At 65.0% G+C, this 26,001-nt stretch carries 21 protein-coding genes; 10 read left to right on the top strand and 11 right to left on the bottom strand.

Annotation, left to right across the window (positions count from 1 at the left end; translation table 11 throughout):
* Positions 1 to 71: 71 nt before the first annotated feature.
* Positions 72 to 1,772: a formate--tetrahydrofolate ligase gene (locus RMN99_RS08895; protein ID WP_309622955.1), complete on the top strand. Its 1,701-nt coding sequence runs from the start codon at positions 72 to 74 to the stop codon at positions 1,770 to 1,772.
* Positions 1,769 to 2,983, top strand: coding sequence for an MFS transporter (locus RMN99_RS08890; protein ID WP_309622954.1), 1,215 nt, complete (start codon positions 1,769 to 1,771; stop codon positions 2,981 to 2,983). The genes RMN99_RS08895 and RMN99_RS08890 overlap by 4 nt, the downstream gene beginning before the upstream one ends.
* Positions 2,984 to 3,047: 64 nt before the next feature.
* Here RMN99_RS08890 and RMN99_RS08885 read toward each other — a convergent pair whose 3' ends face one another.
* Complete coding sequence (locus RMN99_RS08885) at positions 3,048 to 3,938, bottom strand: LysR family transcriptional regulator (RefSeq protein ID WP_309622953.1); 891 nt, start codon at positions 3,936 to 3,938, stop codon at positions 3,048 to 3,050.
* Positions 3,939 to 4,102: 164 nt separating this feature from the next.
* Here RMN99_RS08885 and RMN99_RS08880 point away from each other — a divergent pair, with 164 nt between their 5' ends.
* The 8 genes from RMN99_RS08880 (at position 4,103) to RMN99_RS08845 (ending at position 13,953) form a co-directional block, all read left to right on the top strand.
* On the top strand, positions 4,103 to 5,311 hold the full coding sequence (locus RMN99_RS08880; protein ID WP_309622952.1) for an aromatic ring-hydroxylating dioxygenase subunit alpha: 1,209 nt from the start codon (positions 4,103 to 4,105) through the stop codon (positions 5,309 to 5,311).
* Positions 5,304 to 6,563, top strand: coding sequence for an aminotransferase class I/II-fold pyridoxal phosphate-dependent enzyme (locus RMN99_RS08875; protein WP_309622951.1), 1,260 nt, complete (start codon positions 5,304 to 5,306; stop codon positions 6,561 to 6,563). Before RMN99_RS08880 ends, RMN99_RS08875 begins: the two co-directional genes overlap by 8 nt.
* On the top strand, positions 6,560 to 8,017 hold the full coding sequence (locus tag RMN99_RS08870; RefSeq protein ID WP_309622950.1) for an FAD-dependent oxidoreductase: 1,458 nt from the start codon (positions 6,560 to 6,562) through the stop codon (positions 8,015 to 8,017). Before RMN99_RS08875 ends, RMN99_RS08870 begins: the two co-directional genes overlap by 4 nt.
* Positions 8,014 to 9,138, top strand: a complete 1,125-nt coding sequence (locus RMN99_RS08865) for an FAD-binding oxidoreductase (protein ID WP_309622949.1) — start codon at positions 8,014 to 8,016, stop codon at positions 9,136 to 9,138. The genes RMN99_RS08870 and RMN99_RS08865 overlap by 4 nt, the downstream gene beginning before the upstream one ends.
* Positions 9,138 to 10,394 (top strand): sarcosine oxidase subunit beta family protein, encoded by a 1,257-nt coding sequence (locus RMN99_RS08860; RefSeq protein ID WP_309622948.1) that lies wholly within the window; start codon positions 9,138 to 9,140, stop codon positions 10,392 to 10,394. Before RMN99_RS08865 ends, RMN99_RS08860 begins: the two co-directional genes overlap by 1 nt.
* A gap of 70 nt (positions 10,395 to 10,464) precedes the next feature.
* Positions 10,465 to 10,728 (top strand): sarcosine oxidase subunit delta, encoded by a 264-nt coding sequence (locus tag RMN99_RS08855; protein ID WP_309622947.1) that lies wholly within the window; start codon positions 10,465 to 10,467, stop codon positions 10,726 to 10,728.
* Positions 10,725 to 13,481, top strand: coding sequence for a 2Fe-2S iron-sulfur cluster-binding protein (locus RMN99_RS08850; protein ID WP_309622946.1), 2,757 nt, complete (start codon positions 10,725 to 10,727; stop codon positions 13,479 to 13,481). Before RMN99_RS08855 ends, RMN99_RS08850 begins: the two co-directional genes overlap by 4 nt.
* Positions 13,474 to 13,953, top strand: a complete 480-nt coding sequence (locus tag RMN99_RS08845) for a hypothetical protein (RefSeq protein WP_309622945.1) — start codon at positions 13,474 to 13,476, stop codon at positions 13,951 to 13,953. The genes RMN99_RS08850 and RMN99_RS08845 overlap by 8 nt, the downstream gene beginning before the upstream one ends.
* Here the strand turns inward: RMN99_RS08845 and RMN99_RS08840 are convergent.
* The 10 genes from RMN99_RS08840 to RMN99_RS08795 form a co-directional block, all read right to left on the bottom strand.
* Complete coding sequence (locus tag RMN99_RS08840; protein ID WP_309622944.1) at positions 13,928 to 14,440, bottom strand: sarcosine oxidase subunit gamma family protein; 513 nt, start codon at positions 14,438 to 14,440, stop codon at positions 13,928 to 13,930. The two genes, RMN99_RS08845 and RMN99_RS08840, sit on opposite strands and share 26 nt — an antisense overlap.
* Positions 14,433 to 17,294: a 2Fe-2S iron-sulfur cluster-binding protein gene (locus tag RMN99_RS08835; protein WP_309622943.1), complete on the bottom strand. Its 2,862-nt coding sequence runs from the start codon at positions 17,292 to 17,294 to the stop codon at positions 14,433 to 14,435. Before RMN99_RS08835 ends, RMN99_RS08840 begins: the two co-directional genes overlap by 8 nt.
* A complete protein-coding gene (locus tag RMN99_RS08830) occupies positions 17,291 to 17,563 on the bottom strand; it encodes a sarcosine oxidase subunit delta (RefSeq protein ID WP_309622942.1) in 273 nt (90 codons plus the stop codon). The genes RMN99_RS08835 and RMN99_RS08830 overlap by 4 nt, the downstream gene beginning before the upstream one ends.
* Positions 17,563 to 18,816, bottom strand: coding sequence for a sarcosine oxidase subunit beta family protein (locus RMN99_RS08825; protein WP_309622941.1), 1,254 nt, complete (start codon positions 18,814 to 18,816; stop codon positions 17,563 to 17,565). The genes RMN99_RS08830 and RMN99_RS08825 overlap by 1 nt, the downstream gene beginning before the upstream one ends.
* A complete protein-coding gene (locus tag RMN99_RS08820) occupies positions 18,813 to 20,048 on the bottom strand; it encodes an aromatic ring-hydroxylating dioxygenase subunit alpha (RefSeq protein ID WP_309622940.1) in 1,236 nt (411 codons plus the stop codon). Before RMN99_RS08820 ends, RMN99_RS08825 begins: the two co-directional genes overlap by 4 nt.
* Positions 20,045 to 20,410 (bottom strand): cupin domain-containing protein, encoded by a 366-nt coding sequence (locus RMN99_RS08815; RefSeq protein WP_309622939.1) that lies wholly within the window; start codon positions 20,408 to 20,410, stop codon positions 20,045 to 20,047. Before RMN99_RS08815 ends, RMN99_RS08820 begins: the two co-directional genes overlap by 4 nt.
* A 4-nt stretch (positions 20,411 to 20,414) precedes the next feature.
* Entirely contained in the window at positions 20,415 to 22,934 is a 2,520-nt protein-coding gene (locus tag RMN99_RS08810) for an FAD-dependent oxidoreductase (RefSeq protein ID WP_309622938.1), read from the bottom strand.
* A gap of 100 nt (positions 22,935 to 23,034) precedes the next feature.
* Entirely contained in the window at positions 23,035 to 24,117 is a 1,083-nt protein-coding gene (locus RMN99_RS08805; RefSeq protein ID WP_309622937.1) for an alcohol dehydrogenase family protein, read from the bottom strand.
* The gene (locus tag RMN99_RS08800; RefSeq protein ID WP_309622936.1) at positions 24,114 to 24,824 is read right to left on the bottom strand and encodes a class II aldolase/adducin family protein; all 711 of its coding nucleotides are present in this window, start codon (positions 24,822 to 24,824) and stop codon (positions 24,114 to 24,116) included. Before RMN99_RS08800 ends, RMN99_RS08805 begins: the two co-directional genes overlap by 4 nt.
* The gene (locus RMN99_RS08795; RefSeq protein WP_309622935.1) at positions 24,821 to 25,951 is read right to left on the bottom strand and encodes a TauD/TfdA family dioxygenase; all 1,131 of its coding nucleotides are present in this window, start codon (positions 25,949 to 25,951) and stop codon (positions 24,821 to 24,823) included. Before RMN99_RS08795 ends, RMN99_RS08800 begins: the two co-directional genes overlap by 4 nt.
* Positions 25,952 to 26,001: the final 50 nt, after the last annotated feature.

Genomic DNA, 26,001 nt, shown 5'->3' with positions numbered 1-26,001 from the left:
CATTTTCCGCACCCGGCTTGTGCCGGCCCCGCACATGGCGGAAATCGCGACCGTGCTTCAGAGGAACCAAGATGCAAGAGAACCAGCTTCCGCCGCCCGGTGCCCCGGATATCGAGATTGCCCGTGCTGCGAAGATGGCGCCGATTTTGCCACTGGCCGAAGCGCGGCTTGGCATCGCGCCCGAAGCGCTGGTGCCCTATGGCCACTTCAAGGCCAAGGTCGATCTGGGTTTCATTGCCTCGCTTAAGGATCGCCCTAACGGCAAGCTGGTGCTGGTCACCGCGATTACGCCGACCCCGGCGGGCGAAGGCAAAACCACCACCTCGGTTGGCCTCAGCGACGGGCTCAACCTGATCGGGGTCAAATCGATCGTCTGCCTGCGCGAGCCTTCGCTGGGCCCGTGCTTCGGGATGAAGGGCGGCGCGGCTGGTGGGGGCCGCGCGCAAGTGATTCCGATGGAGGACATCAACCTTCACTTCAACGGCGATTTCCACGCAATCACTTCGGCGCACAGCCTGCTTGCGGCGCTGCTCGACAACCATCTGCAATGGGGCAACGAACTCAATATCGATCCGCGCCGGGTTGTCTGGCGCCGGGTGGTCGACATGAACGACCGCGCGCTGCGCAACATCAATGTCGGGCTTGGCGGGGTCACGCATGGCGTGCCGCGCGAAACCGGGTTCGATATCACCGTCGCTTCGGAAATCATGGCGATCCTGTGCCTGGCGAGCGACCTGAAGGACCTGCAGCGGCGGCTTGGCGATATCATCGTCGCCCGCACTTACGACAAGACCCCGATCACCGCGCGCGATCTCAAGGCCGATGGGGCGATGGCGGTGCTGCTGCGCGATGCGATTTCGCCCAACCTGGTCCAATCGATCGAACACAACCCGGCCTTTATCCACGGCGGGCCGTTTGCCAATATCGCCCACGGCTGCAATTCGGTGATGGCAACGCAGACCGCGCTCAAGCTCGCCGATGTGGTGGTGACCGAGGCCGGGTTCGGGGCTGACCTCGGGGCCGAAAAGTTCATCGACATCAAGTGCCGTCATTCGGGCCTGCGCCCCGATGCGGTGGTGCTGGTGGCGACGGTCCGCGCGCTCAAGATGCAGGGCGGGGTCAAGAAGGATGACCTTGGCAATCCCGATGTCGCCGCGCTCGAACGCGGCGCGGTCAATCTCGAACGCCATATCCAGAACCTGCAGAAATTTGGTCTCACTCCGGTGGTGGCGATCAACCACTTCATCAAGGACACCGATGAAGAAATCGCCGCGCTGACGGCGGTCTGCGAAAAGTACGGCGCGCGCGTGGCGCTGGCCAAGCACTGGGCCGAAGGCGGCAAGGGCGCCGAAGCGCTGGCCCGCCAGGTCAAAGCCCAGCTCGATGCCGGTTCGCCCGAGGTCAAGCTGCTGTACCCTGACGATATGCCGCTGGCCGAAAAGATCGAGACCATCGCGCGCGAGATTTACCGCGCCGAAGGGATCGTACTGACCGGATCGACCGCCGCGACGCTCAAGGATTACGAGAAGCTCGGCTACGGCAAGCTGCCGGTCTGCATCGCCAAGACGCAGTACAGTTTTTCGACCGATCCGACCAAAGCCGGCGCGCCGACCGGACACGTGGTCGAAGTGCGCGAAGTGCGGCTTTCGGCCGGCGCAGGGTTCATCGTTGCGGTCTGCGGCGATATCATGACCATGCCGGGGCTGCCGCGCCGCCCGGCCTCGAACGAGATCGGGCTGGACGATAGCGGCCAGATCGTCGGGCTGGCTTGAGCGATAGCCGCGCGCCTCTGGCCACCCCGCGCGGGGCCGCGCGTCCGTTCCTGTTCACGCTGATCGGGATTGGCGCGGCCAGCACTGCGGCGCATCTTGGCAACAATTTCACCACCTACCTGGTCGGCGGACTGATGGACCGCTTTGGCTTTTCCCCGTTCGCGATGGGCGCGTGGTCGATGGCCGAAACGCTGAGCTATGCCGCCGCGATGTTCGTCATCGCACCGCGCGCCCGCCAGCTTGACCCGCGGGTGCTTGCCGTTGCGGCCAGCGTGCTGGTGATGCTGTCGCAGGCAGGTTCCGCTTTGACGGGGAATTACGCGCTGCTGCTTGCCGGCCGGATCGGAACCGGGCTGGGGTTTGGTATCCTCAATTCCGCAGTCAATCTGGCTGCCGGGCGAACCGGACATCCGGCGCGGTGGATTTCGCTGGGGATCGCATTCCAGACGGTGCTGTTCGCGGGGATTGCCCTCGGTTTGCCGCAGCTGGGCGCAAGTTACGGCGCGGCTGGCATGTTCTATGGCCTCGCGGGGCTTTCGCTGGTGCTGGGGCTGTTGGCGCTGTTCCTGCCCGGCGGTGCCGACGCCGCTCTGGCCGATGCGACCGCGCTGCCCAACACGCCGATTGGCAAGGACGGCCTGCGGGTGCTGGCGGCGATGGCGTTGTTCGCTTTCGGCACGCTGGCGATCTGGCCCTTCATCGAACGCACCGCCCATGCGATCGGCATTCCGGCGACCGAATTTGGCCGCTTTCAATCAATGGCAACGCTGGCCTCGGCGCTGGGCAATGCGGTGCTGGCCGCGATCACCGCGCGGCTACCGCGCGCCTTGCCGCTGGCCGTGGTGCTGGGTGCCTGCGGCGTGACCTGCGCACTGCTGACCACGGTTGGCACTGCGCCTGCCTTTGCCGCGGCCTTCATCGGTTATTATGTCACCTGGTTCCTGACCTATCCGATGCTGCTGGGGCTCGCCTATGATTGCGACAGCAGCGGACGGCTGGCGGTGATGACCACTGGCACCTGGTTGCTGGCCCAGTCGCTTGGATCGTTGGCGGCGGGGGCGATTGCGCAGCAATTCGGTGGTTATCGCCCGATCGGACCGCTCGGCGCACTAACCTGCGTAGTGGCGATAGCCGTGGCCTGGCCGCTGGCCCGCCAGTTCGATCGCACGCGGCCCAATGACGGTACACGCGCTGCCGCCTCGGGACACTGACCCGCTGCCACGCATGGCGGCGTGACGATTTTACATGATCGGGGCCGCCGCCAATTGCTGCATGTCAGAACCGTTCGCGGAAATTGGCGAAGCGGCCAATCAGCCAGCTGCGGAACACCGAGATCGCCGGATCGGCCAGATCGTCGGGATGGAGCTTGAGGTAATAGCCGTAGCCATCCTCGATCACCGCATCATAGGGCGCGATCAGCCCACCGGCGGCAATTTCAGCCGCGAACATATCGACATCACCCAGCATCACCCCGCCCGAGGTCACCGCATAGCGCGCTTCGGCAAGGCCGGTATCGAAGGCCAGCCCGCCGTGGGTTGGCAAGGCGATCCCCTGGCGGCGCAAGTAATCGCCCCACAAAAGATCGCGCGGCTGGAGGTCAAGCTTGACGTGGAGCAATTCCTGTCCAGCCAGGAATTCGGCCATCGGCTTGCCTTCGGCGGCCTTGGCCACGATCGGCGAACACAGCGGCGCGACCCGCACCATCCACAGCAGATCGGTGATCTTGTCATCCACATTGGGGCGGTCATAGACGATCGCCATATCAAGTTCGGTATCGGGAAACCCGGTGACATTGGCGCTGAACACGTCGATCCGCACTTCGGGGTGTTCGCGGTGGAATTCGGCCAGCATCGGCATGAACAGCTGGTGCAGCAAGGTTGGCGGCACGTGCAGCCGCATCGCCCGGGTGGGGACGCTGTCATCGCGGATCGTGTTCATCGTCTGCTCGATCCGCTCGAACGACTTGGTCACCACGGCCAGCAATTCCTGCCCCGCCGGGGTCAGCGCCAGGCGGTTGGCATCGCGGTCCAGCAGCCGCTGACCGAGCAGGTCTTCAAGCGCCGCGACATGGCGGCTCATCGCGCTTTGCGAGACCGACAGCGCCGCCGCCCCGCCGGTAAAGCTGAGGTGCTTGCCCACCGCCTCGAAGGCGCGCAGCGCGTTCAAGGGAAGCCAGCGGCGATTGATGGCTGATCTGCTGGCGATAGTGCCCTCCTTAGGCGGCGTCACCGGCTGAATAGCCGGTCTGGATCAGATAGGGCTATGCGAAAATTCAATTGTTCTCACCTTGCGGAATTGCCCACACGCTGAACCTCCGTTTGGAGGCCTAGATGACCGACCTCGCCTGGGCCGCCGCGCAGCTCAAAGCCCGCCAGCCCGACCACAGTTTGCCGCAGGGGCTCTATACCGATCAGCGCGCGTTCGCGTTCGATCTTGAGGCGATCTATCGCCAGTCGTGGCTGATGGCTGGAATGGAATGCGAACTGCCGGATCCAGGCTGCTACCTTGCGTTCAGCATCGGCGACTGGCCGGTGTTGGTGGTGCGGGGCAAGGACGGTACGCTGCGCGCCTTTCACAACACCTGCCGGCACCGCGGCTCGATCCTGTGCCAGAACGGCTATGGTTCTGCGCCCAAGCTGGTCTGCCCCTATCACCGCTGGACCTATGATCTTGATGGATCGCTGTTTGCCGCCGGGCGGATGGGTGAACAGTTCGATAAATCGGCGCACGGGCTGTCGCCAGTTGCGCTGCGGGTTGTCGCCGGGGCAATGTTTATCTGCCTTGCCGCAGACCCTGCGCCGTTCGACGAGTTTGGCGAACGCTTCAGCGCCTATGCCGGTCCGCTCGATTTCTCCCAGCTCAAGCTCGCCGCGACCGACCTGCTGGTCGAGCAGGCGAACTGGAAGCTGGTGATGGAAAATGCCCGCGAATGCTATCATTGCCCCACCGGACACCCGGAATTGAGCCAGAGCTTTCCGGTCCACATGTCGCGCCATTTCGATGCGTTCCGAAATCCGCAGGTCGAGGCTTTCAATGCGTCAATGGATGCGGCCGGGCTGCCGCATACGGCGATCGAGGGGCCGTGGTGGCAGATTGCCCGGTTCGCGCTCAATCCCGGAAGCACCAGCATCAGCATGGACGGAGAGCCGCTCTGTACCAGGCCGCTGACCAGAGCGAATGGCGGCGATGTCGGATCGCTGCGTTGGGCGATTGATCCGCACATGTTTGCCCACGCCACGGCGGACTATGTCATCGTGTTCAGCTGCATGCCGGTTGGTCCGCAGGAAACCCACGTGTTCAGCCGCTGGTACGTCCACAAGGATGCAGTGGAAGGCGTGGACTACCAGCTGCCCGCGCTCAAGGAGCTGTGGCTCAAAACCAATATGCAGGACAAGGAACTGGCCGAAAACAACCAGCGCGGGGTGCTGAGCCCCGGATATCGGCCCGGCCCCTATTCGCTTGAAGCCGAAGCCCTGGTGGCCCGGTTTACCGACTGGTATTGCAGCCTCGCGCAGGACTATGTTGCCGCCCATGACTGATCCCAAGGCTCCGCAATTTCGCCCCGAAACGCTGGCGATTTCCCACGGCTGGGATCCCGAAGATGCGCTGCGTAGCGCCAAGCCGCCGGTCTTCATGACCGCGACCTTCACTTATCCCTCGGCGCAGGCGGCCAAGGATGTGCACCGCGCCTATTTCGATGGCGATGGCCCCGAAGCGGGCGGCAGCAGCCATATCTACGCCCGGCTCGGCCACCCTGGGCTCGATGTGCTCGAAGCGCGGCTGGCGGTGATCGACGGGGCTGAGGCGGCGCTCGCCTATTGCAGCGGGATGGCCGCGCATACCGCCGTGGCGCTGGCCTATCTGCGCCCCGGCGAAGGGGTGGTGTTCGGCCGCCCGTTCTATTCGGGCGTCGATGGGCTGTTGGGCGGGATCATGCCGCAATTTGGCAGCCACGCCGAAGCCTATACCGATGGCTGCGACGCGGCGAACATCTGGGCGGCCTGCGAACGTGCCATGGTCAAAGGTCCGATTGCACTGCTCGCGGCGGAAAGTCCGGGAAATCCCACCGCGGCGCTGGTCGATCTTGATCTGCTGGTAGAAATCGCCGGGCGGATCGAAGCAGCGCAGGGCCGGCGGCCGATCGTGATGGTCGATAACACACTGCTCGGCCCGTTCCACCAGCGCCCGATTGCGCATGGGGTGGATCTGGTCGTCACCTCGCTCACAAAATATGTCGCGGGCCATTCGGACCTGCTGGCGGGGGCGATCACGGGCCGCAAGGACCTGATCGCGCCGCTCAAACTGCAGCGACTGGTGTGGGGCAGCCACCTTGATCCCTATAACACCTGGCTGGTGCTGCGTAGTCTGGAAACGGTACACTTGCGCACTGAGCGGGCAATGGAAAACGCCGCTGCCGTGGCGGCGTGGTTGCGCGATCATTCCAAGGTGGCGGGGGTCACCTATCTCGGCTTCACCCCCGCAGGGAGCCCCGCACGCGCGGTTTTTGAACGCCAGTGCAAGGGCGCCGGTTCGACCTTCTCGTTCCACCTCCACGGCGGCGAGGCCGAGGCGTTCGCGATGCTCGACCGGCTGAAACTGCTCAAGATGGCGGTCAATCTGGGCGGGTCGAACACCCTGATCTGCCATTCGGCCAGCACCACGCATTACGCGGTTTCGCCCGAAAACCGGCGCGCCAGCGGGATAACCGATGGCACGATCCGGCTCTCGGTGGGGCTCGAGCATGTCGACGACATCATCGCCGATCTGGCCCAGGCACTGGCGGCGGCATGACCGCGTGCGGACGCGATCCCCATGCCATTGACGGCAAGTTTCCGGTGCCCGATCTGCACTTTGACGTGGTCGTGGTGGGCGCCGGGACAAGCGGCGCTGAAGCGGCGTTAAGGGCCGCACAAGGCGGGCTTAGCGTGCTGCTGGTCGACGAGAACCCCGTGGCGGGCGCACTGATCGGCACCGATGTGCCGTGGTTCTTCGGCGGGCGCGCAACCGCGGCGGTGCAGAACAGCCAGCGCATGGTCGAGACGGTATTCGCGCATATGCCGTGGCTTGAACCGGTGATCGAAGCCGGGGCCGAAGTGCAGCTCGGCACCACCGCCTGGGGGGTCTATCGCAACGGGCCGCTGGTGGGCAGCTTGCCGGGCCAGGTCATCGGGCTGGCCGATGCCGAGCGATCGTGGCTGACCGGTTTCGGCCGGCTGGTGCTGGCCACCGGCGCGCGTGATCTGCCCATGGCTTTCCCCGGCTGGAACCAGCCCGGCGTGATGGGGGCCATGGCGCTGTCAAAGCTGCTGGCGCTGTACGATGCCTTTGCCGGGCGGCGGATCGTGGTGGTCGGCTCACACGATCTGGGCCTTGAAACTGCTTTGGCGGCGCAGGCCAGCGGGATCGCGGTCGCCGCCATTCTGGAAGTGCGCGCGACGGTGCAGGGCGGTCCGGTGCTGGCGGCACAGGTCGAAGCTGCGGGCATTGCCATCCGTTGCGGCGTTACCCCGGTCGAAGCCAAGGGCGGGCTGGACGGGGTTGAGGCGCTGGTGCTGTCCGATGGCAACAGCATTGCCTGCGACAGCGTGGTCATGGCGATCGGCCTCGTCCCGATGATCGAGCTGGTCGATGCGATGCATGGGCAGCGCCGCTTCGATGCGATGCGCGGCGGCTGGATTCCTTCGGGCAATGCTGCGGTGGAAGTGGTCGGTCTGTGCGCCGGGCTGCCCGATACCTCCTTCGATCACGCTGCTTACCGGCAGGACTGGATGGAGGCGCTGGGCGGGGCTTGCGGCGGCGATACGGTGATCTGCCAGTGCGAAGAGATGACGCTGGCCGATCTGATCGGGGTCCAGCCGCCGCGCTATCTCGATCGTCCGGCGGCGCTGCAACACCGCTCGCTGGCGACCCTGCTTGCTGATGGCCCGCCCAATCAGGATCAAGTCAAGCGGCTGACCCGCAGTGGGATGGGCCAATGCCAGGGCCGCCGTTGCCGCGATCAGGTGGCGATGATCCTGGCGGCCGAAGCGAAGTGCCCGCTGGCCGAGGTGCCGCTGGCCACCCACCGCGCGCCGGTGCGGCCGCTACCGCTGAAAGTCATCGCCGATTGGGACGAGAGCGAGGAGATGCGGGCCGGGTGGGACGTGTGGATGGGGATCCCGACCCAGTGGGTGCCCTATGCCGATATCGGCACCTCCTTTGAGGACGAGAACCGGCGGCGGCTGGGCGGGAATATGAGCCTGTGAGCACTGGGAACGTCGTTGTCGTCGGTGCTGGCGCGACCGGGCTTTCGGCGGCCTGGTGGCTGGCGCGCAGCGGCGTAAGCGTCACCGTGCTCGACAAGGGCGTGGTCGGCTGGGAAGCATCGGGGCGCAACGGCGGCGGCTGCTCGCACTATCAAAGCCCGCTGTTTGCCGAAGAGCAGCGGCTGTGGCCGCAGCTGGACGAACTGCTGGGCTATCCGACCGAATTCAGCCCGCAGCGGATCATCGTCGCGGTCACGCCGCGCCAGCTCGATCAGTATCACTACATCGCCGAAATGAACAACCGGCTGGGGCACCGGGTCGATCTGCTCGATGCGGCGCAGGTGCGCGAAGCGGTGCCGCTGGCGGGGGACAATTGCCTGGGCGGGATCCACTACCGCTTCGGCGGCCATGCCAATCCGCACCGCACGGTGCAGGCCTATGCCTGGGCGCTGCAGGATCTGGGCGGGCGGATCGTGCAGCATTCGCCGGCCACTGGTTTCAGGTCCAGCGGCGGGAAGGTAACGGCGGTGGAAAGCATCAGCGGCAGCTACGACTGCGATGCGGTTATCGTGGCTGCCGGACCGCAAACCGGCACGCTGTTGGCAAAGCTGGGGATCGCGTTGCCGCTCGCCGCCGCGCGGGCGGAAATGATCGTGACCGAACCCGCACCGATGATGAAGCTGGGCGGGGTGGACGGCAACGGGCTTTATGGCCGCCAGACACTGCGCGGCAATCTCGCCTATGGCGGCGGTCCGCACGAATGGGTCGAATTTGGCGAACTGGGGCCGGATGTGAAGCCGAGCACCCCGCTGACCCGCAACCTCGCGCGGCGGCTGGCCGAACTGCTGCCCGGTGCGGCGCATCTCAACGTGATCCGTTCATGGGCCGGGGTGATCGAGATGACCCCCGATGGCCGCCCGGTGATCGACCGGCGCGAGAATGTCACCTTCTGCACCATGTCGGGGGTCGGCTTTGGCCTGTCCCCGGCCAGCGGCCATGCGCTCCGCGATCTGGCGCTCGAAGGGGCCTGCAGCTTCACCGATATCGCCAAGTTGGGGCTCTCCCGGTTTGACGGGATCGAGGCGGACTGGCGGACAAGCAAGGGCTGGCTGCCGCTCTGATGGGCAAATACTCCGCCCTTTCGCTGCTGCGCGGCGCCTTTAATGGCCAATCGCACTGGCAGCCAGCCTGGCGCGATCCTGAGCCGAAGGCCAGCTATGACGTGGTGATAATCGGCGGCGGCGGGCATGGGCTGGCGACCGCCTATTACCTCGCCAAGGTCCACGGCATCACCAATGTTGCGGTGCTTGAAAAAGGCTACATCGGCGGCGGCAACACCGGGCGCAACACCACCATCGTGCGCTCCAATTACCGGCAGGAGCCGCTCAGCCGGTTCTACGAATTCAGCCTCAAGCTGTGGGAAGGGCTGTCGGACGATCTCAATTTCAATGTGATGTTCAGCCCCCGCGGCGCGCTGACGCTGGGCCATTCGGACGCCGACATGATCCGCCTTGCCGAAAAGGGCGATGCCATGGCATGCCAAGGGATCGATGCCGAATTGCTGAGCCGCGATCAGGTGATGAAGCTGGAACCATGCCTCGATTTTTCGCGGTCAGCCCGCTTCCCGATCGAAGGCGCGATGATCCAGCGGCGCGGCGGCACCGCGCGCCACGATGCGGTGGCCTGGGGCTATGCCCGCGGGGCCGACAGCCGCGGGGTTGATATCATCCAGAAGTGCGAAGTCACCGGGATGGTGATGGACGCGGGCCGGGTAACCGGGGTTGAGACTTCGCGCGGCCGGATCATGGCCGGGAAGGTGGCGATCTGCGTTGCCGGGCACAGCGGCCATGTCGCGGCGATGGCGGGGCTGAAGCTGCCGATTGAAAGCCAGACCTTGCAGGCAATGGTCACCGAAGGCGTCAAGCCGATGGTCAATACCGTGGTAATGTCGCAATCCTTGCATTGCTACATCAGCCAGAGCGACAAGGGCGGGATCGTGTTCGGCGGCGATCCCGATAACTGGCCAAGCTACGCCCAGCGCGGTCATGCGGTGACGATGGAACTGGCAGTGCAGCAAGGCCTGGCGCTGATCCCGGCGCTCTCGCGGCTTCGGATGCTGCGCTGCTGGGCCGGGGTGACCGACATGAGCTTCGATGGCAGCCCGGTGATCGGGCTGACCCCGCGCGATGGGCTCTATATCGATGGCGGCTGGTGCTATGGCGGGTTCAAGGCGACGCCCGGATCGGGCTGGCTGTTCGCCGATACGCTGGCGCATGGCCGTCCCCATCCGATCGTCGCGCCGTTCGCGCTTGACCGGTTCGCGCGCGGCGCGCCGGTTGACGAGAACGGCACCGGCCCGTTCCCGAATCATCGCTGATGGATATGCGTTCGCCATCAGCCTGGATGCTCTTCTTCCTCCGATCCCCGCCGGGGAGGGGCTATAGATCATGAAGCAGATCGCCTGCCCCCACTGCGGCAACCGTGCCCAGGCCGAGTTCATTTATGAGCGCACGGCCGATTCGGTCGTGCCGCTCGATGCCGAACCCGCCGTTGCCGTCGCCGCGTTGTTCACCCGCGCCAACCTGCGCGGGATGGAGGAAGAGCTGTGGCGCCACACCCATGGCTGCGGCATGTGGCTGCTGATCCGGCGCGACCGGGTGAGCCACGATATCGAATGGATCAGGCCGATCGGGCCGGAGGCGCTGCCATGAGCGGCGTCATCAACTTCACTTTCGATGGCCGCGCGCTGACCGCAAAGCCGGGGCAGACGCTGGCAGCGGCGCTGCTGGGTAACGGGATCAAGCTGGTCGGCCGCAGCTTCAAGTATCACCGCCCGCGCGGGATCCTCTCGGCCGGGGTGGAAGAACCCAATGCGCTGGTCACCGTGGGCGAAGGCGGGCGGATGGAGCCCAACACCCGCGCGACCGATCTGTTCGTTTACGAAGGCCTGGTTGCCATCAGCCAGAACCGCTGGCCCAGCCTGCGCTTCGATGCCGGCGCGGTGCTGCAACTGGTCGCCAGGGCGCTGCCCGCCGGGTTCTATTACAAGACCTTTTTCGGACCGCCCAGATTGTGGCTGTTCTACGAAAAGTTCATCCGCCGCGCGGCTGGTTTGGGCCCTGCGCCGACGGAGGTCGATCCAGATCGCTATGCCACGCGCGCCGCGTTCTGCGATGTGCTGGTGGTCGGCTCCGGCCCGGCAGGGCTGATCGCGGCGCGCGATGCCGTTCGCGCGGGCAAAAAGGTGATGCTGGTCGAGCAGGATGCGGTGATTGCTCCGTCGCTGCTCTGCGATCCTCAGACCATCGAAGGCAAGCCTGGCCACACCTGGGCGGACGAAATAGCCGCCGAAGTGCGCAGTTCGGGCGGGCGCGTGCTGACCCGGACCAGTGCCAGCGGGCTGTGGGACGATAATTTCATCTGCCTGTCGGAGAAGCTGGTGGAACCGGGGCAGGTCCCTGAGCATGGCTTGACCCAGCGCTATTGGCACGTTCGCGCCGCTGAAGTGGTGCTGGCCACCGGCGCGATCGAACGCCCGCTGACGTTCGCGAACAATGACCTGCCCGGCGTGATGCTGAGCCAGGCGGTGCGCACTTATACAAACCGCTTTGGCGTTGTCCCGGGCAAGCGTGTGGTGATCGCGGCTACCAATGACGATGCCTACCGCACGGCCGCCGCGCTGCGCCAGGCCGGGGCCGAAGTGGTGGTGCTCGACAGCCGCACCGCGCCTGCTGGACAGGACAGCGGTTTTGAAGTGCACAACCGGGCCGCGCCGCTCATGGCCAATGGCGGCAAGCAGGGTGTGACCGGGCTGATCGCCTTGATCGACGGGGCCGAGCGCACTTTCGCCTGTGATCTGATCGCCATGGCGGGCGGGTTCACGCCGGTGGTGCACCTCCACATGCAGGCGGGCGGAAAGCTCGATTGGGACGCGGCCGCGCAGGCTTTCGTCCCCGGCGCGGCACCGCACAATGTCCGCACGGTCGGCCTTGCCGCGCAGCCACAGCCCGCCGAAACGCTGGGCGCAAGCGGCAATCCCAAGGCGGCGTTCGTCGATTTCCAGAATGACGTGACGGTGGCCGATCTCGATCTTGCCTGGCGCGAAGGGTATCGCTCGGCCGAGCACCTGAAGCGCTACACCACGCTGGGCATGGCGACCGACCAGGGCAAGACCAGCAACATGACCGCGCTTGACCGGATCGCGCGGCGTGAGGGGATCGCGGTTCCCGAAGCCGGGCTGACCACCTTCCGCCCGCCCTATACGCCCGTGTCGATGGGCGCGCTGGCCGGGGCTTCGATGGGCGAACACGCCTTGCCCATGCGCCGCCCGGCGCTCCATGCGGTCCATGCCGCCAGGGATCCGATCTGGTTCGATGCCGGCTACTGGAAGCGGGTGCGGACTTACCCGCAAGGTAGCGAGACACTCGCCCAGTCTGGCCTGCGCGAGGCGCGCGCGGTGCGGACCTCGGCGGGGCTGTGCGATGTCTCGACGCTCGCCAAGTTTGCAGTGCAGGGGCCCGATGCGGTGCAATTCCTCGAACGCGTCTGCGCAACCACGGTCGGCAAGCTCGCGGTAGGCCGCGGGCGCTACACCTTCATGCTGCGCGAGGACGGGTTGGTGTTCGATGACGGCACCGTCTGGCGGCTGGAGGCGAACCGCTATCTCCTGACCAGCTCGACCGGCGGCGCGAGCCGGATGGCGACCTGGCTGTCCTATGTCCGCAGCCACCTGTGTGCCGATCTCAAGGTTTCGGTGGTCTGCGTGCAGGAACACTATGCCGCGATCGCCGTGGCCGGGCCGAAATCGCCTGGGATCATGGCTGCGCTGACCGGCGCTGAAGCCCCGCGCCATATGTCGGTTGTCCATACCGAAATCGCGGGCTTACCGGTGCTGCTGCTGGCCGCCAGCTTTTCGGGCGAGCGCGCGTTCGAAGTGCATTTCGACGCCAGCCATGCCGAAGCCGGGTGGCAGGCGATTGAGACCGAAGTGCAGGCGGTGGGCGGCGCGCCTTACGGGATCGAGGCGATGGAATTGCTGCGGATCGAGAAGGGCCATCTGGTGGTCGGCCCCGATATCGACGGTCGCCTGACCGCGCAGGAGCTTGGCATGGGCAAGATGCTGAACACGGCCGGCGGCTATATCGGCGAAGCCTGCCTGCAGCGACCCGATCTCGCCGATCCGATGCGCAAGCAATTGGTGGGCGTGGAAGCGATTGACGGCGGGGCAATCCCCGAAGGCGCGATGCTGGTCCGGGAGATGGCCACACCAGCAGAGGGTCATGTCACCGGATCCGGCCTCAGGGTGATCGAAGGCGGATCGATTGCACTGGCCCATCTGAGGGGCGGGCAGGGCCGCCACGGCGAAGTGCTTTACGCCCATTCGCCCACCCGCAAGGTAACCGCGAAGGTCCGGGTCAGATCACCCCATTTCTATGACCCGGCCGGGGAGCGTTACCGTGACTGAGCTGCGGATCGAACCGTTGGAGCGCGCGCTGCTCCACGTGCTGGAACTTTGGGGCGATCCGAAGCGGGCAGCCAAGCAGATCGCCAAAGCCCTGGGGCATGACCTGCCAGGGGCGGGGCGCGCGGCCGGCGATGTTATGCGCCTTTCGCCAACGACATGGCTGGTCGCAGGTGATGTTGCAGCGATCAAGGCGGTGCTGGGTGATAGCGGCGCGCTGACTCCGGTTGGCGGCGGCTATGTGCGGGCGCGGCTGTCAGGTTCCAAGTGGCGCAGCCTGCTGATGGAAGGCGGCCTGTTCAACGCCGAAGCGCCAGAGTTTGCGGCGGATTGCGTGGCAACCACGCTGATCGAGCATGTTACCGTGACGCTGCGGGTCGAAAGCGCAGCAGCCTGCCTTGCCTATTTCCCGGCCAGCCATGCGGCGGACCTGCTGCATTTCTGGCAGGTCAGCGCAGGTGGCTTGCCGCAGTAACCAGCGCGAGGTGCAGCCACGGCGCGAAGCTGCGCCAGACCTCGACGGACCAGCGCTCTTCACTTTCGCGGATCAGCACGATCTCGGCCGTCTCGTAAATCGTGCGGCTGCCATAACCGACTGCGAATTTGGAAAGATCGCGCGGGCATCCGCTCGAGAGGACTTCGATCGCGCGCGGGCCTTCCAGCACCAGCGATATTGCGCGTTCGGATATGTCGACCACGCTCAGCGGCAGGCCTGCGCCCATCGGTATTGCCGCGCCTTCCGGCAGCCGCAGCAGCCATTCGTCGGGACCAAGGCAGAGCATCCCGTCCAAGGCCTCGCCGATCTTTGCAGGTACTTTGTGGCCCACCACTTTGGCCAATGCCCCCGGATCGCGCCCACGCAGCGACCAGCGCCCCAGCGGCGCTCCCAGCGCGATCGAAACGCCCGGAAAATCAGCCGGCTCGGCCGGAACCGGCGCGGCGCGCATTGCCAGATCAGCCATTGAGCCGGCTCCCTTCGGCGTCATAGAACATCGGCTTCACCACCTTGGCCGTGATCGTCTTGCCGGGCATCGGCACGTGCAGCGTTTCGCCCATCTTCTCGAACCCGCCCTGGATCAGCGCAATTGCAATCGACCGGCCCAGGGTGGCGCTGTGGTAGCTCGAGGTGACATGGCCGATCATGGTCATCGGCACCGGCTGGCTGGGATCGGCAACGATCTGCGCGCCTTCCTCCAGCACCTCATTCGGATCGTCGGTCAGCAGGCCAATCAACTGCTTGCGCCCCGGGGCTACGATATCGGGCCGGGCGAGCGAGCGCCGGCCGACAAAGTCCGGCTTCTTCTTGCCCACTGCCCAGTCCAGCCCGGCGTCATAAGGCGTGACCGTGCCATCGGTATCCTGGCCGACGATGATGAAGCCCTTCTCGGCCCGCAGCACGTGCATCGTTTCGGTGCCGTATGGCGTGATGCCGTGCGCCTGTCCCGCAGCCCAGACCGCATCCCAGACGTGGCGGCCAAAGGCCGCGGGGACGTTGATTTCAAAGCCCAGTTCGCCGGTGAAGCTGACCCGGAACAACCGCGTCGGCACCCCGCAAATCGTGCCTTCGCGCACCGCCATGTGCGGGAAAGCCTCGCTCGACAGGTCGATGCCCGATACCAGCGACGCGATCACATCGCGCGCTTTGGGGCCTTGCAATGCGATCACCGCCCACTGTTCGGTGGTGCTGGTCAGCCAGACATTCAGATCGGGCCATTCGGTCTGGAGGTAGTCCTCCATCATGTTGAGCACCCGCGCCGCACCGCCGGTGGTGGTGGTCAGGTGAAACCGGTCGGGCGCCATCCGCGCCGAAACCCCATCATCAGTGATGAACCCGTCTTCGCGCAGCAGCAGCCCATAGCGGCAGCGGCCAGGCTCCAGCTGCTTCCAGGGGTTGGTGTACATGCGGTTGAGGAATTCGGCCGCGTCAGGCCCGACCACCTCGATCTTGCCGAGCGTGGAGGCATCGAAAATCCCGACCGCGCTGCGCACCGCCAGACATTCGCGCGCCACCGCGGTGTCCATATCTTCGCCCGCCTTGGGGAAATAGCGCGCGCGCCGCCACTGCGCGACCAGCTCGAACACTGCCCCTTCGGCCGCGGCCCAGGGATCGATCGGGCTCTTGCGAACGGCCTGGAACAGCGCGTCCTTGGCGTGGCCCGCCAGCGCGCCGAAAGTCTGCGGGGTATAGGGCGGGCGGAAGGTGGTGAGGCCGATCGCCTGGACCGGGCGGTCCAGCGCGGCCGAGGCCAATTGCAGCGCGTTGAGGTTGCTGGTCTTGCCCTGATCGGTCGCCATCCCGTTGGTGGTGTAACGCTTGATATGCTCGACCGACTTCATCCCCTCGCGCACCGCCAGCGCGATGTCCTTGGCGGTGACATCGTTCTGGAAATCGACGAAGGCCTTGATCTTGCCAGGATTCTTTTGGGTGGGAAGCTGGCCGATGTTGAGACCGCTGCCAAAGCTCCACGTGCCGCTGCAAGCGCCAACGCAGCGCACATTTTCGTTGGGAACATCGGGTAGGTAAGCACCCCAGTCCTCCGACCAGGCGAGCTTGCCCAGCGAATGCGACCACAAATGCACCGAAGGGGTCCAGCCACCCGCCATCAACACGGCATCGCAGGCCAGCTTGCGGCGCTGCGAGCCGTCGGCACGGGCGATCTCGATCCCGTTCACCGCCTGCCGCCCTGCAACGCCGATCACCGCGCTGCCAAGTTCGGCCGCAATGCCCAGTTCGCCTGCTTCAACCAGCAAGGCGGCATCGACGCTTTCGCGCAGCTCGATGATCGCGGTGACTTTCACGCCCGCGCGCGCCATGGCGAAGACATCGCGCCAGCCGCTGTCGTGCACCGTCATCAACGCAACGTTGTGCCCCACTGCCACGCCGTAGCGGGCAAGGTAAGTCCGCGCTGCCGAGGCCAGCATCACGCCGGGAACGTCGTTTCCGGCAAACACCAGCGGGCGCTCGATCGCGCCCTGCGCCAGCACCACTTCGCCCGCGCGGATCCGCCACAGCTTTTCGCGCGGCGCATGACCGGGATCGGGCAGGTGTTCGGTCAGCCGCTCGACCGCGCCGATGAAGTTATCGTGATAATAGCCGAATGCCGTGGTGCGGTTCAGCATAGTGACATTGGGCAGCGTGGCGAGGTCCTTCAGGCTTTCCGCCAGCCACGGCCACAGCGCTTGATCGGCGAGTGCACCGCCCCCCATTTCGTCCTGTTCGTCGAGCAGGAACACCTTCTTGTTGGAGGCGGATGCGGCCAGCGCGGCGTCGATCCCGGCCGGGCCGGCGCCCACGATCAGCACGTCGCAGTGGGCGTAGCAGGCGTCATAGACATCGGGATCGGGATCGACCGGCGCATCGCCCAGCCCGGCCATGCGGCGGATCGCGGGTTCGTAGAGCTTGTCCCAGAACGAGCGCGGCCACATGAAGGTCTTGTTGTAGAAGCCCGCCGGAATGAACCGCCCGAGCCGGTCGTTGATCGATCCGAAATCGGTTGCAAGACTGGGCCAGCGGTTCTGGCTGCGCGCGGTCAGCCCTTCGTAAAGCTCGATCGCGGTGGCGCGCAGGTTGGGCGTGAAACGCCCTGCGCCGCGTGTCACGCTGATCAGCGCATTGGGCTCTTCCGCGCCTGCGCCCAGCAACCCGCGCGGACGGTGGTATTTGAAGCTGCGGCCAAACAACACCACGCCGTTCGCCAGCAAGGCGGAGGCAAGACTGTCCCCAGCCTTGCCCTGATAGGGCTTGCCATCGAAAGTGAAATTTACCGTGGTGGCACTGCCCAAACGGCCCGCATCTGCAATCCGGTGCGAGGTCATTTGCGGGGTTCTCCCGCCTTGTAGGTCAGCTCGAACTTGTCGGTCACCGTATCGCGCACCGCGTTGAAGAAGCGCCCGCAGCCGTGGATATGCCGCCAGCGTTCATTATGCCGCCCGCGCGGGTTGGCGCGGATGAACAGGTAGCCTTCCCACTCTCCGTCGCTCAGCGCTGAGGGATCGGCGGGCCGCGCGATGTGCGCTTCGCCGGCATAAGCGAATTCAAGTTCGGGGCGCGTATCGTCGCAATAAGGGCAGTGTATGAGTATCATCAGTGCGCCACCGCTGCTGCTGCCGCTTCGTCGATCAACCGCCCGTTGCGGAACCGGTCGAGGTTGTAGGGCGCGTTGATGGCATGCGGTTCGTCCTTGGCCATGGTGTAGGCCAGAAGATCACCCGCGCCGGGCGTAGCCTTGAACCCGCCGGTGCCCCAGCCGCAATTGACGTAAAGCCCTGGAACCGGGGTCTTGCCCAGGATCGGCGAGCGATCGGGAGTGACATCGACGATCCCGCCCCAGTTGCGCAGCATCCGCATCCGCCGGAAAATCGGGAAAATCTCGCAGATCGCAGCCACGGTATGCTCGACAATGTGGAGCGCGCCGCGCTGCGAATAGGAGACGTACTGATCGGTACCCGCGCCGATCACCAGCTCGCCCTTGTCCGACTGGCTGATATAGGCGTGGACCGTGTTCGACATCACCACGCAGGGGAACACTGGCTTGATCGGTTCGGAAACCAGCGCCTGAAGCGGATAGCTTTCGAGCGGAAAGTCCAGCCCGGCCATCTTCATCACTACCGATGAATTGCCCGCCGCCGACACGCCGATCTTCTTCGAAGCGATATAGCCGCGGGTGGTTTCGACGCCTTCGACTGCTCCATCTACCCCGCGCCTGATCCCGGTTACCGCGCAGTTCTGGATGATATCGACGCCCAATGCGGCTGCGGCGCGGGCATAGCCCCAGGCCACACTATCGTGGCGGGCGGTACCGCCGCGGCGCTGCAAGGCCGCGCCCTGCACCGGATAGCGTGCGCCCGGATCGATGCTCAGTGGCGGGCAGTAGTCCTTGGCCTGCTCAGGCGTCAGCCATTCATTATCGACGCCGTTGAGGCGATTGGCGTGGATGTGACGCTGGAAGCTTTGCACATCGTGGACATTGTGCGCGAGCATCATCACCCCGCGCTTCGAATACATCACGTTGAAGTTGAGCTCCTGGCTCAGCCCGTCCCACAGCTTGACCGCGTGATCATACAAAAACGCGCTTTCATCGTAGAGGTAGTTCGAGCGCACGATGGTGGTGTTGCGGCCGGTGTTGCCGCCGCCGAGCCAGCCCTTCTCGATCACCGCGACATTGGTGATGCCGTATTTCTTGGCGAGGTAATAGGCTGCGCCCAGACCGTGCCCGCCGGCCCCGACGATGATCGCGTCATAGGCGGGTTTGGGGCTCGCATCGGGCCACAGTTCGGGCCAGTCCTGGTGATTGCCCAGCGCCTTGGCAAACAGGCTGAACGCGGAAAAACGGGTCACGCCGCCGATCCTTCTGTTGCCGTCAGCGCGGTGCGCGCGTGGCTCACATAGAAATCCTTGAACGCTTCGACCATGCCTTCGTCGAGCGAGTAGTAGCCCTGGCTATACCCGTCGGTCGCAATCCCGGCATGGTTGATTTCGGCCAGATGCCCATCCTGGTGGTTGGTGGCGCGCCACACCGCAGTCAAGTTTTCGCGGTCATAGTCTACGTCCTCGACGGCGTCCTCGTGGACCAGCCACGAAGTGCGCAGCAAGGTCCGGTCAGGGCCCAGCGGGGTGAGCGAGAAAGTGACGGCATGGTCGCAGAAGAAGTGGTGCCAGGAGTTGGGCTGGGTGTGGACCGAAAGGCTGGAACTGTCCGCTTCGGGAACGCTCCAGATCGGCAGGCGCGATGCGGGCTGGCCGTCCAGCGTTGCTGCATAGGTACCTTCGGCCATCGGCAGGCGCGACACGCGGTGCCAGCCGCCTTCGGGAAATTCGATCAGATCGTGATAGATCCCAAGGTCTTTCCAGCGGGCGATCTGGCCCGCGATATAGCCGCTTTCGGCGTCGCTGACCGGCATGTCATTATCAAAGCCATAGGGTACGAAGGTCTTGTTGAGTTCGGGATGGTTGGCATCGCAATGATAGCATTCGCGGTTGTTTTCCATCACCAGCTTCCAGTTGGCCTGATGGACCATATCCTCCTGCACCGCGACCTTCAGCCGGTCGAGGTTGTAGAGCGAAACCTGTTCGGCGATTTCGGCCTTGGCGCGGCCAATTTGCGGCGGATTGTCGCCCAGGCAGATGAAGATCATCCCCGCGATGTTTTCAAGCGCGACCGGCTTGAGGCCATTTGCACCTTTCTCGAACCCATCGGGCATGTTGCGCGCAGCCAGCAGCCGTCCGTCCAGCCCGTAGGACCACTGGTGATATGGGCAGGTAAACCGCGGGCCGCTGCCGCTTGCCTGGCTGCAGATCTTGGCGCCGCGATGCGCGCAGCTGTTATGGAAGGCGCGCACTTCGCCATCGCGGCCGCGCACGATGATGACCGAGGCGTTGGCCATCTCGAACAGATAGAAATCGCCCGGCTTCTTCACATGCGCCACGGTGCAGGCGAACAGCCAGACCGATTTGAGCATTACCTGCGTATCGAAAGCGAACGCCTCGTCGCTGATGTAAAGGCCTTGGGGCAGACTGCGCCCCGCCTGGTCAAGCGCCAGCCAGCCGGCGACAGGTTCAAAATGGCTCATGTCTTTGGCTCCGCCTGACGGCAATAGACGACCAGCGAAAGCGATCCGTGCTGGCATGTGGAAAGGTGCGGTGCACCGACCGCGCGAACGATGTAATTGCCCGGACCATAGGTGGTTTCGCCATCGGCGAAACTACCTTCAAGGACATAGATCTGTTCGATTTCGTCATGGCTGTGCAGCGCCGATGTCGCGCCTGGGTCGCTTTTCATCAGCCAGGTGCGCAGGCCGGCCTCGGCGTCTTCGAGGAGCGGCTTGACCCAGAATCCGGGCGTGCCGCTGGGGCGCCATTCGCCCGCGCCGCGCAGCACTGCGGAACCGGAGACCGGCACCGTCAGCACATCGCCGCCTAAGGCTTCGAACATCGCCTCAGCCCCTCAGCGCGGTGTTTTCGGGATCGAACGGGCTGTCCGCGATCACCACCGCCGTGTACCGCTGGCCAAGGATCGCGATCTCCAGTTCGGTGCCGACGGCGGAGAGATCGGGGCGCACCATTGCCAGCGCCAGGCTCTTGCCGACGCGCCAGCCATAACCGCCCGAGGTGGCGCGGCCGACCAGTTCGTCGCCCAGATAGACCGCCTCACTGCCACGCGCATCAGCGTCGGTCACGCCCAACACTTCCATCGTCACCAGCTGGTTGGCCAGCCCCGCGTCCTTGCCGGCCAGCAGTGCGTCCTTGCCGTGGAAGCCGGGCTTCTTGAGGCTGATGAAGCGGTCAAGCCCGCTCTCGTAGGCGTTGTACTCGATCGACAGTTCGCGCGGGATCAGCTTGTAGCTCTTTTCCATCGCCATCAAGGTCATCGCCCGGATCCCGAACGGCTTGATGTCGAATTCGGCCCCGGCGGCCATGATCGCATCGAAGATGTAGTTCTGCATCTCGATCGGATGGTGGATTTCCCAGCCCAGCTCGCCGATGAAATTGACCCGCAGCGCATCGACTGGGGCGGCGCCGATGCTGACCTTCTGGCCGGTGAGCCACGGGAAGGCCTCGTTCGACAAGTCGGCGCGGGTAAGTTTGGCCAGCACGTCACGGCTGCGCGGGCCGGCCAGCACCAGCACACCCATCGCCGTGGTCAGGCGTTCGAACGTGACCGAACCGTCGGTGGGCAGCGCTTTCTTCAGGTAATCCTGGTCGTGGCGCTCATAGGCCCCGGCCGAGACCAGATAATAGTCCTGCGGCCCGGTCTTGTAGACGGTGAATTCGGCGCGGACGCCGCCGTTTTTGGTCAGCAGGTATGACAGCGTCACCCGCCCGATCTTCTTGGGCACGGCGTTGGTGAGGAGGCCGCCCAGCCATTCTTCCGCGCCCGGGCCGCTGATCCGGCACTTGGCGAAGGCGCTCATGTCCTGCAGCCCGACCTTTTCGGTCACGTGGCGGCATTCGGCCCCGACATGCTCGAAATAGTTGGAGCGGCGGAACGACCATTTTTCACGGATTGGCGCACCGGGCACATCGGGATGGTTGTGGTTCAGCAGCACGTCGGGCCGGTCAAGATCGGCGTCGCTGAGCTCATAGCCCTTGGGCGCGAACCAGTTCGGGCGTTCCCACCCGAACACCGATCCGAACACTGCCCCCAGGTCCTTCATCCGGCTGTAGCATGGGGTCTGGCGCAGCGGGCGCGCGGCTTCGCGTTCTTCGTCGGGATAGTGGACCGCGAAGACCTTGGCATAGGCTTCCTCGTTCTTGGCAGTCAGATAGCCTTCGCCGGCATAGTCACCGAAGCGGCGCGGATCGACGCCCATCATGTCGATGCTGGGTTCGCCTTCGACGATCCAATGCGCCAGCTGCCAGCCTGCGCCGCCCGCAGCGGTGATGCCAAACGAGTGGCCTTCGTTGAGCCAGAAGTTCTTCTTGTCCCACGCCGGGCCGACGATCGGCGAGCCATCGGGGGTATAGGCGATCGCGCCGTTGTAGACCTTCTTGACGCCGACTTCACCGAAGGCCGGCACACGGGCGATCGCGGTTTCGATATAGGGCATCAGCCGGTCTAGCGCATCGGGGAACAGCTCGTACTCGCTGTTCGCTGCCGGGCCATCGACGTAACACGCTGGCGCGCCGATCTCGTAAGGCCCCAGCAGCAACCCGCCGGCTTCCTCGCGCATATACCAGCTCGAATCGCTTTCGCGCAGCACGCCCATTTCGGGCAGTCCAGCCGCGCGGCGTTCCATGATCGCGGGGTGCTGGTCGGTGACGATGTACTGATGCTCGACCGGGATCACCGGAACGTCGAGCCCGACCATGCGGCCGGTCTGGCGGGCGAAATTGCCGGTGCAGGACACCACATGTTCGCAAGTGATTTCGCCCAATTCGCCATTGCACTCGGTGTGGACCACCCATTCGCCGCCGGGCTGCTGGGTGATGCCGGTAACAGTGGTGTTGCGCTGGATCTTGGCGCCGCGCTGGCGTGCGCCCTTGGCCAGCGCCTGGGTCAGATCGGCGGGCTGGATATAGCCATCGGCGGGATGCTGGATCGCCCCGATCACCCCATCGACGTTGCACAGCGGCCAGACTTCCTTGACCTGATCCGGGGTGAGGAAGTTGACTTCGACCCCGATCGTTTCGGCGACCCCGGCATAGTACTTGTATTCGTCAAACCGGTCCTGCGTGCGCGCCAGGCGGATGTTGCTGACGTTGGAAAATCCGACGCTAAGCTCGGTCTCGGCCTCCAGCGTGGGATAGAAATCGACCGAGTACTGGTGGATCTTGCCGACCGAATACGACAGGTTGAACAAGGGCAGCAGGCCCGCAGCGTGCCAGGTCGAGCCCGAAGTCAGCTCTTTGCGCTCGATCAGGATGCAGTCGCTCCAGCCCATCTTGGCGAGGTGATAAAGCGTCGATACGCCCACCACGCCGCCGCCGATGACTACTACCCGTGCTGTCGATTTCATTGCTGACGCCTGCCTGTTTCATTTCGCGGCTTTCCCATGCCAGTCCTTGCCGCGCCGCGACAACATCAGTGCGCGTTATGGCGCTTTCTTATGGTTTGGATTAGCCCGTTCGGGCGGCAGGATCGACGGTCAGCACGATCTTTCCAACGTGGCGCTTTTCGAGGAAAACGCGCTGCGCTGCGGCGATCTTTTCGAGCGGAAAGGTGGCGCAGACCAGCGGGCGCACTTCGCCGCGCTCGATATGGCCGACCAGATTGGCGAAAACGCCGTCATCAAGCGCGGTGCAGCCCAGCAACGTCAGGTCCTTGAGGTAAAGCGCCCTCAGATCGAGTTCGACCAGTGGCCCCGCAATGGCGCCCGAGCAGGCGTAGCGGCCTCGGGGCTTGAGCGCCCGCAGCAGGCCGCCAAATCTGGCACCGCCGACCACGTCGATCACGGCGTCGAAATAATCGCTTTCCAGCGGGGCATGACGATCAAGCACTTCGTCTGCGCCCAGCGCGGCAACCGCTCGGTGCTTCGAAAGCCCAGCCAACGCGGTGACAAAGGCCCCGCGCCGCCGGGCCAGCTGAACGGCTGCAGATCCCACGCCGCCCGATGCGCCGGTTACCAATACCCGTTCGCCTTCGCTCACGCCGCTGCGGTGCAGCAGGTTTTCGGCGGTCGAATAGGCACAGGGGAAAGAGGCAAGCTCAACATCGCTCAACGCGCAATCGATCGCATGGGCGTGGACCGCGGGCGCGATCGTATACTCGGCAAATGCCCCGTCGCATTCCGAGCCGAAGAAATCGACACCGCCATCGGCCCTGCGCAGCGCCGGCTCGACCAGCACGCGCGCGCCGATCCGGTCCTCGCTTATGCCTTCACCTACCGCGACGATCCGCCCGGCGGCATCGATCCCCTGCACGCGCGGGAAGGTGAACGGTGTGCCGCTCCATCCTTCGCCCTGAGTCTCGGCAAAGCCGCTGGCTCCGCCGGCTGCTGTCGCGCCTTCGACGGCGGGCGAATACCAGCCGATCCGGGTGTTGATATCGGTGTTGTTGATCCCCGCCGCGCCCACCTTGACCAGCACCTCGTCTGGGCCGGGGCGGGGCACCGGCAAGTCGATCCGGTAATCAAGCTTGTCGAACCCGCCGAAACCGGTGAGCACGACGCCCCGCATTGCGGCGGGCAGCGCATGGCTCATGGCAGCACGGGCAATTGTGATTTGAGCCAGCTGAAATGCGCTGCCGCCATGCCGCGATAGGCGTCCCAGCCCTGCGCGGTCTGTTCGGCCAGATCATCGCTCAGCACCGCCAAAGGCTGGCCGCTGGCATAGGCCAGCAACAGCGTCTGCGCGGCGCGTTCGAAGAAATACAGGTCTTCGAAGGCTTCGGCCACGGTTTCGCCGGTGCAGGTCAGGCCGTGGTTGCCCATCAGCATGGTCTTGTGCCGGCCCAGCACCCCCGCCAGCCGCACGCCTTCGGCAGCATCGTCGGCGATCCCGCCAAAATGGCGGTCGATTGCGACACGATTGAAAAACCGCGCGGTGTTGTTGTCGGTCGGTTTGAGCGCGGGATCGGCCAGCATCGCCAGCGCGGTGGCATGTGGAGGATGGCAATGCAGCACCACCTTTGCTGCCGGACAAGCGCGGTGGATCGCGCCGTGGATGGTCCAGGCCGAGGCGTCGGGCGGATTGGGGTCGTCCATCACCGCAGGGTCATTGGCATCGAGCAGCAACAGATCGTCCGGCGCGATCGAGGCGAAATGCCGCCAGCGCGGGTTGAGCAGGAAGCGCGTGCCATCGTCCGAAGTGGCCGCGCTGAAATGATTGCCAACCGATTCGTGCCAGCCAAACTGGGCCGCCAGCCGGAACGCGGCGGCCAGATCCTCGCGCAGCGCCGCCTCGCTCACTTGAACCGGCCTTCACCCGCCAGCACGCGGTAAGCGCTGCGCAGTTCACCGCGATCGGCATAGCAGCCGCGCAGGTAGCGATCCCCGCTGGTCGCCGAATAGGCATCGCGGCCATGCACGATCCGGTGGTTGTCAAAGACGATGCATTCACCCGGCTGGATGTTGAAGCGCATCACGTACCTGGGATCGGCCAGCATCTGTCCGAAGCGGCAGAAGGCGGGGTAATAGGCATCGAGTTCGTGCTGCTGCAGATCGAACACATCGGCCATGTGCTGGCTGATCGTTACGCCGGAAACCGCGCCGTGTTCGTCCAGCTCGATCACCCGCTGGCGCGCGCGCATGTCGTAGCTATCGTGTTCGCAGTAGAACGGCACGGCGGTTTCGCTGAGCAGACGAAAATCTTCGGGATGCAGCCGGCGCAGATCCTCGGCCACCGCGACCCCATCAAGGAACAGGTTGTCGCCGCCCTGCACCGAATTGGCGCGGCAATGGAGGAACTGGATCCCCGGGGCTAGCTCCTCGGCCGGGGTGTCGGTGTGGAACTCCAGCGCCTTGGCGGTATAGGCCAGGTTCGATGGCTCGATGTGGGTGCGGACATCGAAATAGTCGCCAAAGAAGGTTGGTCGGACCAGGCCGATATGGCCTGCAAGTTCGGTCAGCGCAGCATCGCTGTCGGGCATGTCGGTGACAAAGGCCAAGCCTTCGACCAGCAGCGCTTCAAGCCAGGCGGCGCGCTTCGCCTTGTCGGCCTGAAGATCGGCGAAGGTTACGCGGTGCGCGGCCGGATAGTGATCTGCATACCACGCCCGACGCGGCAGATCTGACGGATCTTTGCGCCGCCCGCTCGCACAGTCCTGCAACCAGCCAAGCGGATAGCGCGACACGTGGTTTTCGCCGGCCCAGACCACTTCGAGCGCATCGCCGTCGATTCGGGCCGATTGCGGGACCGGCGGCGCGGCGCGGTGGAAGATGTCATAGGTGCGCTCGCGCGTCTGGTGATCGAACGAGCTGGGGCAATTGTCGCGCAGCCAGTAATAGTTGAAATAGGCCGCGCCGCTCGCCGGCAGTACCAGTTCCAGGCCTTTGTCGCCCAGCTGCACTGCGTGAATTGCTGCTTCGGTTGCCATTGCCGCCTCTCGCCGTTTGCGTCGTTAGCCTCACATAGCGCAGCCCGGGG

Origin of the sequence: Novosphingobium sp. (genome assembly GCF_031417815.1) — a bacterium.
Taxonomy (GTDB): Bacteria; Pseudomonadota; Alphaproteobacteria; order Sphingomonadales; family Sphingomonadaceae; genus Novosphingobium.
Note: the sequence above shows the minus strand (reverse complement) of the source record. Positions and strands in the feature narration are given on the sequence as shown.

What these genes read in the sequence shown, in the direction of transcription:
- RMN99_RS08855 (WP_309622947.1), top strand. Translation starts at nt 10,465, where the DNA reads ATGAAGCAGATCGCCTGCCCCCACTGCGGCAACCGTGCCCAGGCCGAG.
- RMN99_RS08820 (WP_309622940.1), bottom strand. Translation starts at nt 20,048, where the DNA reads ATGAGCCATTTTGAACCTGTCGCCGGCTGGCTGGCGCTTGACCAGGCG.
- RMN99_RS08870 (WP_309622950.1), top strand. Translation starts at nt 6,560, where the DNA reads ATGACCGCGTGCGGACGCGATCCCCATGCCATTGACGGCAAGTTTCCG.
- RMN99_RS08850 (WP_309622946.1), top strand. Translation starts at nt 10,725, where the DNA reads ATGAGCGGCGTCATCAACTTCACTTTCGATGGCCGCGCGCTGACCGCA.
- RMN99_RS08880 (WP_309622952.1), top strand. Translation starts at nt 4,103, where the DNA reads ATGACCGACCTCGCCTGGGCCGCCGCGCAGCTCAAAGCCCGCCAGCCC.
- RMN99_RS08895 (WP_309622955.1), top strand. Translation starts at nt 72, where the DNA reads ATGCAAGAGAACCAGCTTCCGCCGCCCGGTGCCCCGGATATCGAGATT.
- RMN99_RS08830 (WP_309622942.1), bottom strand. Translation starts at nt 17,563, where the DNA reads ATGATACTCATACACTGCCCTTATTGCGACGATACGCGCCCCGAACTT.
- RMN99_RS08875 (WP_309622951.1), top strand. Translation starts at nt 5,304, where the DNA reads ATGACTGATCCCAAGGCTCCGCAATTTCGCCCCGAAACGCTGGCGATT.
- RMN99_RS08840 (WP_309622944.1), bottom strand. Translation starts at nt 14,440, where the DNA reads ATGGCTGATCTGGCAATGCGCGCCGCGCCGGTTCCGGCCGAGCCGGCT.
- RMN99_RS08860 (WP_309622948.1), top strand. Translation starts at nt 9,138, where the DNA reads ATGGGCAAATACTCCGCCCTTTCGCTGCTGCGCGGCGCCTTTAATGGC.
- RMN99_RS08815 (WP_309622939.1), bottom strand. Translation starts at nt 20,410, where the DNA reads ATGTTCGAAGCCTTAGGCGGCGATGTGCTGACGGTGCCGGTCTCCGGT.
- RMN99_RS08795 (WP_309622935.1), bottom strand. Translation starts at nt 25,951, where the DNA reads ATGGCAACCGAAGCAGCAATTCACGCAGTGCAGCTGGGCGACAAAGGC.
- RMN99_RS08805 (WP_309622937.1), bottom strand. Translation starts at nt 24,117, where the DNA reads ATGAGCCATGCGCTGCCCGCCGCAATGCGGGGCGTCGTGCTCACCGGT.
- RMN99_RS08835 (WP_309622943.1), bottom strand. Translation starts at nt 17,294, where the DNA reads ATGACCTCGCACCGGATTGCAGATGCGGGCCGTTTGGGCAGTGCCACC.
- RMN99_RS08810 (WP_309622938.1), bottom strand. Translation starts at nt 22,934, where the DNA reads ATGAAATCGACAGCACGGGTAGTAGTCATCGGCGGCGGCGTGGTGGGC.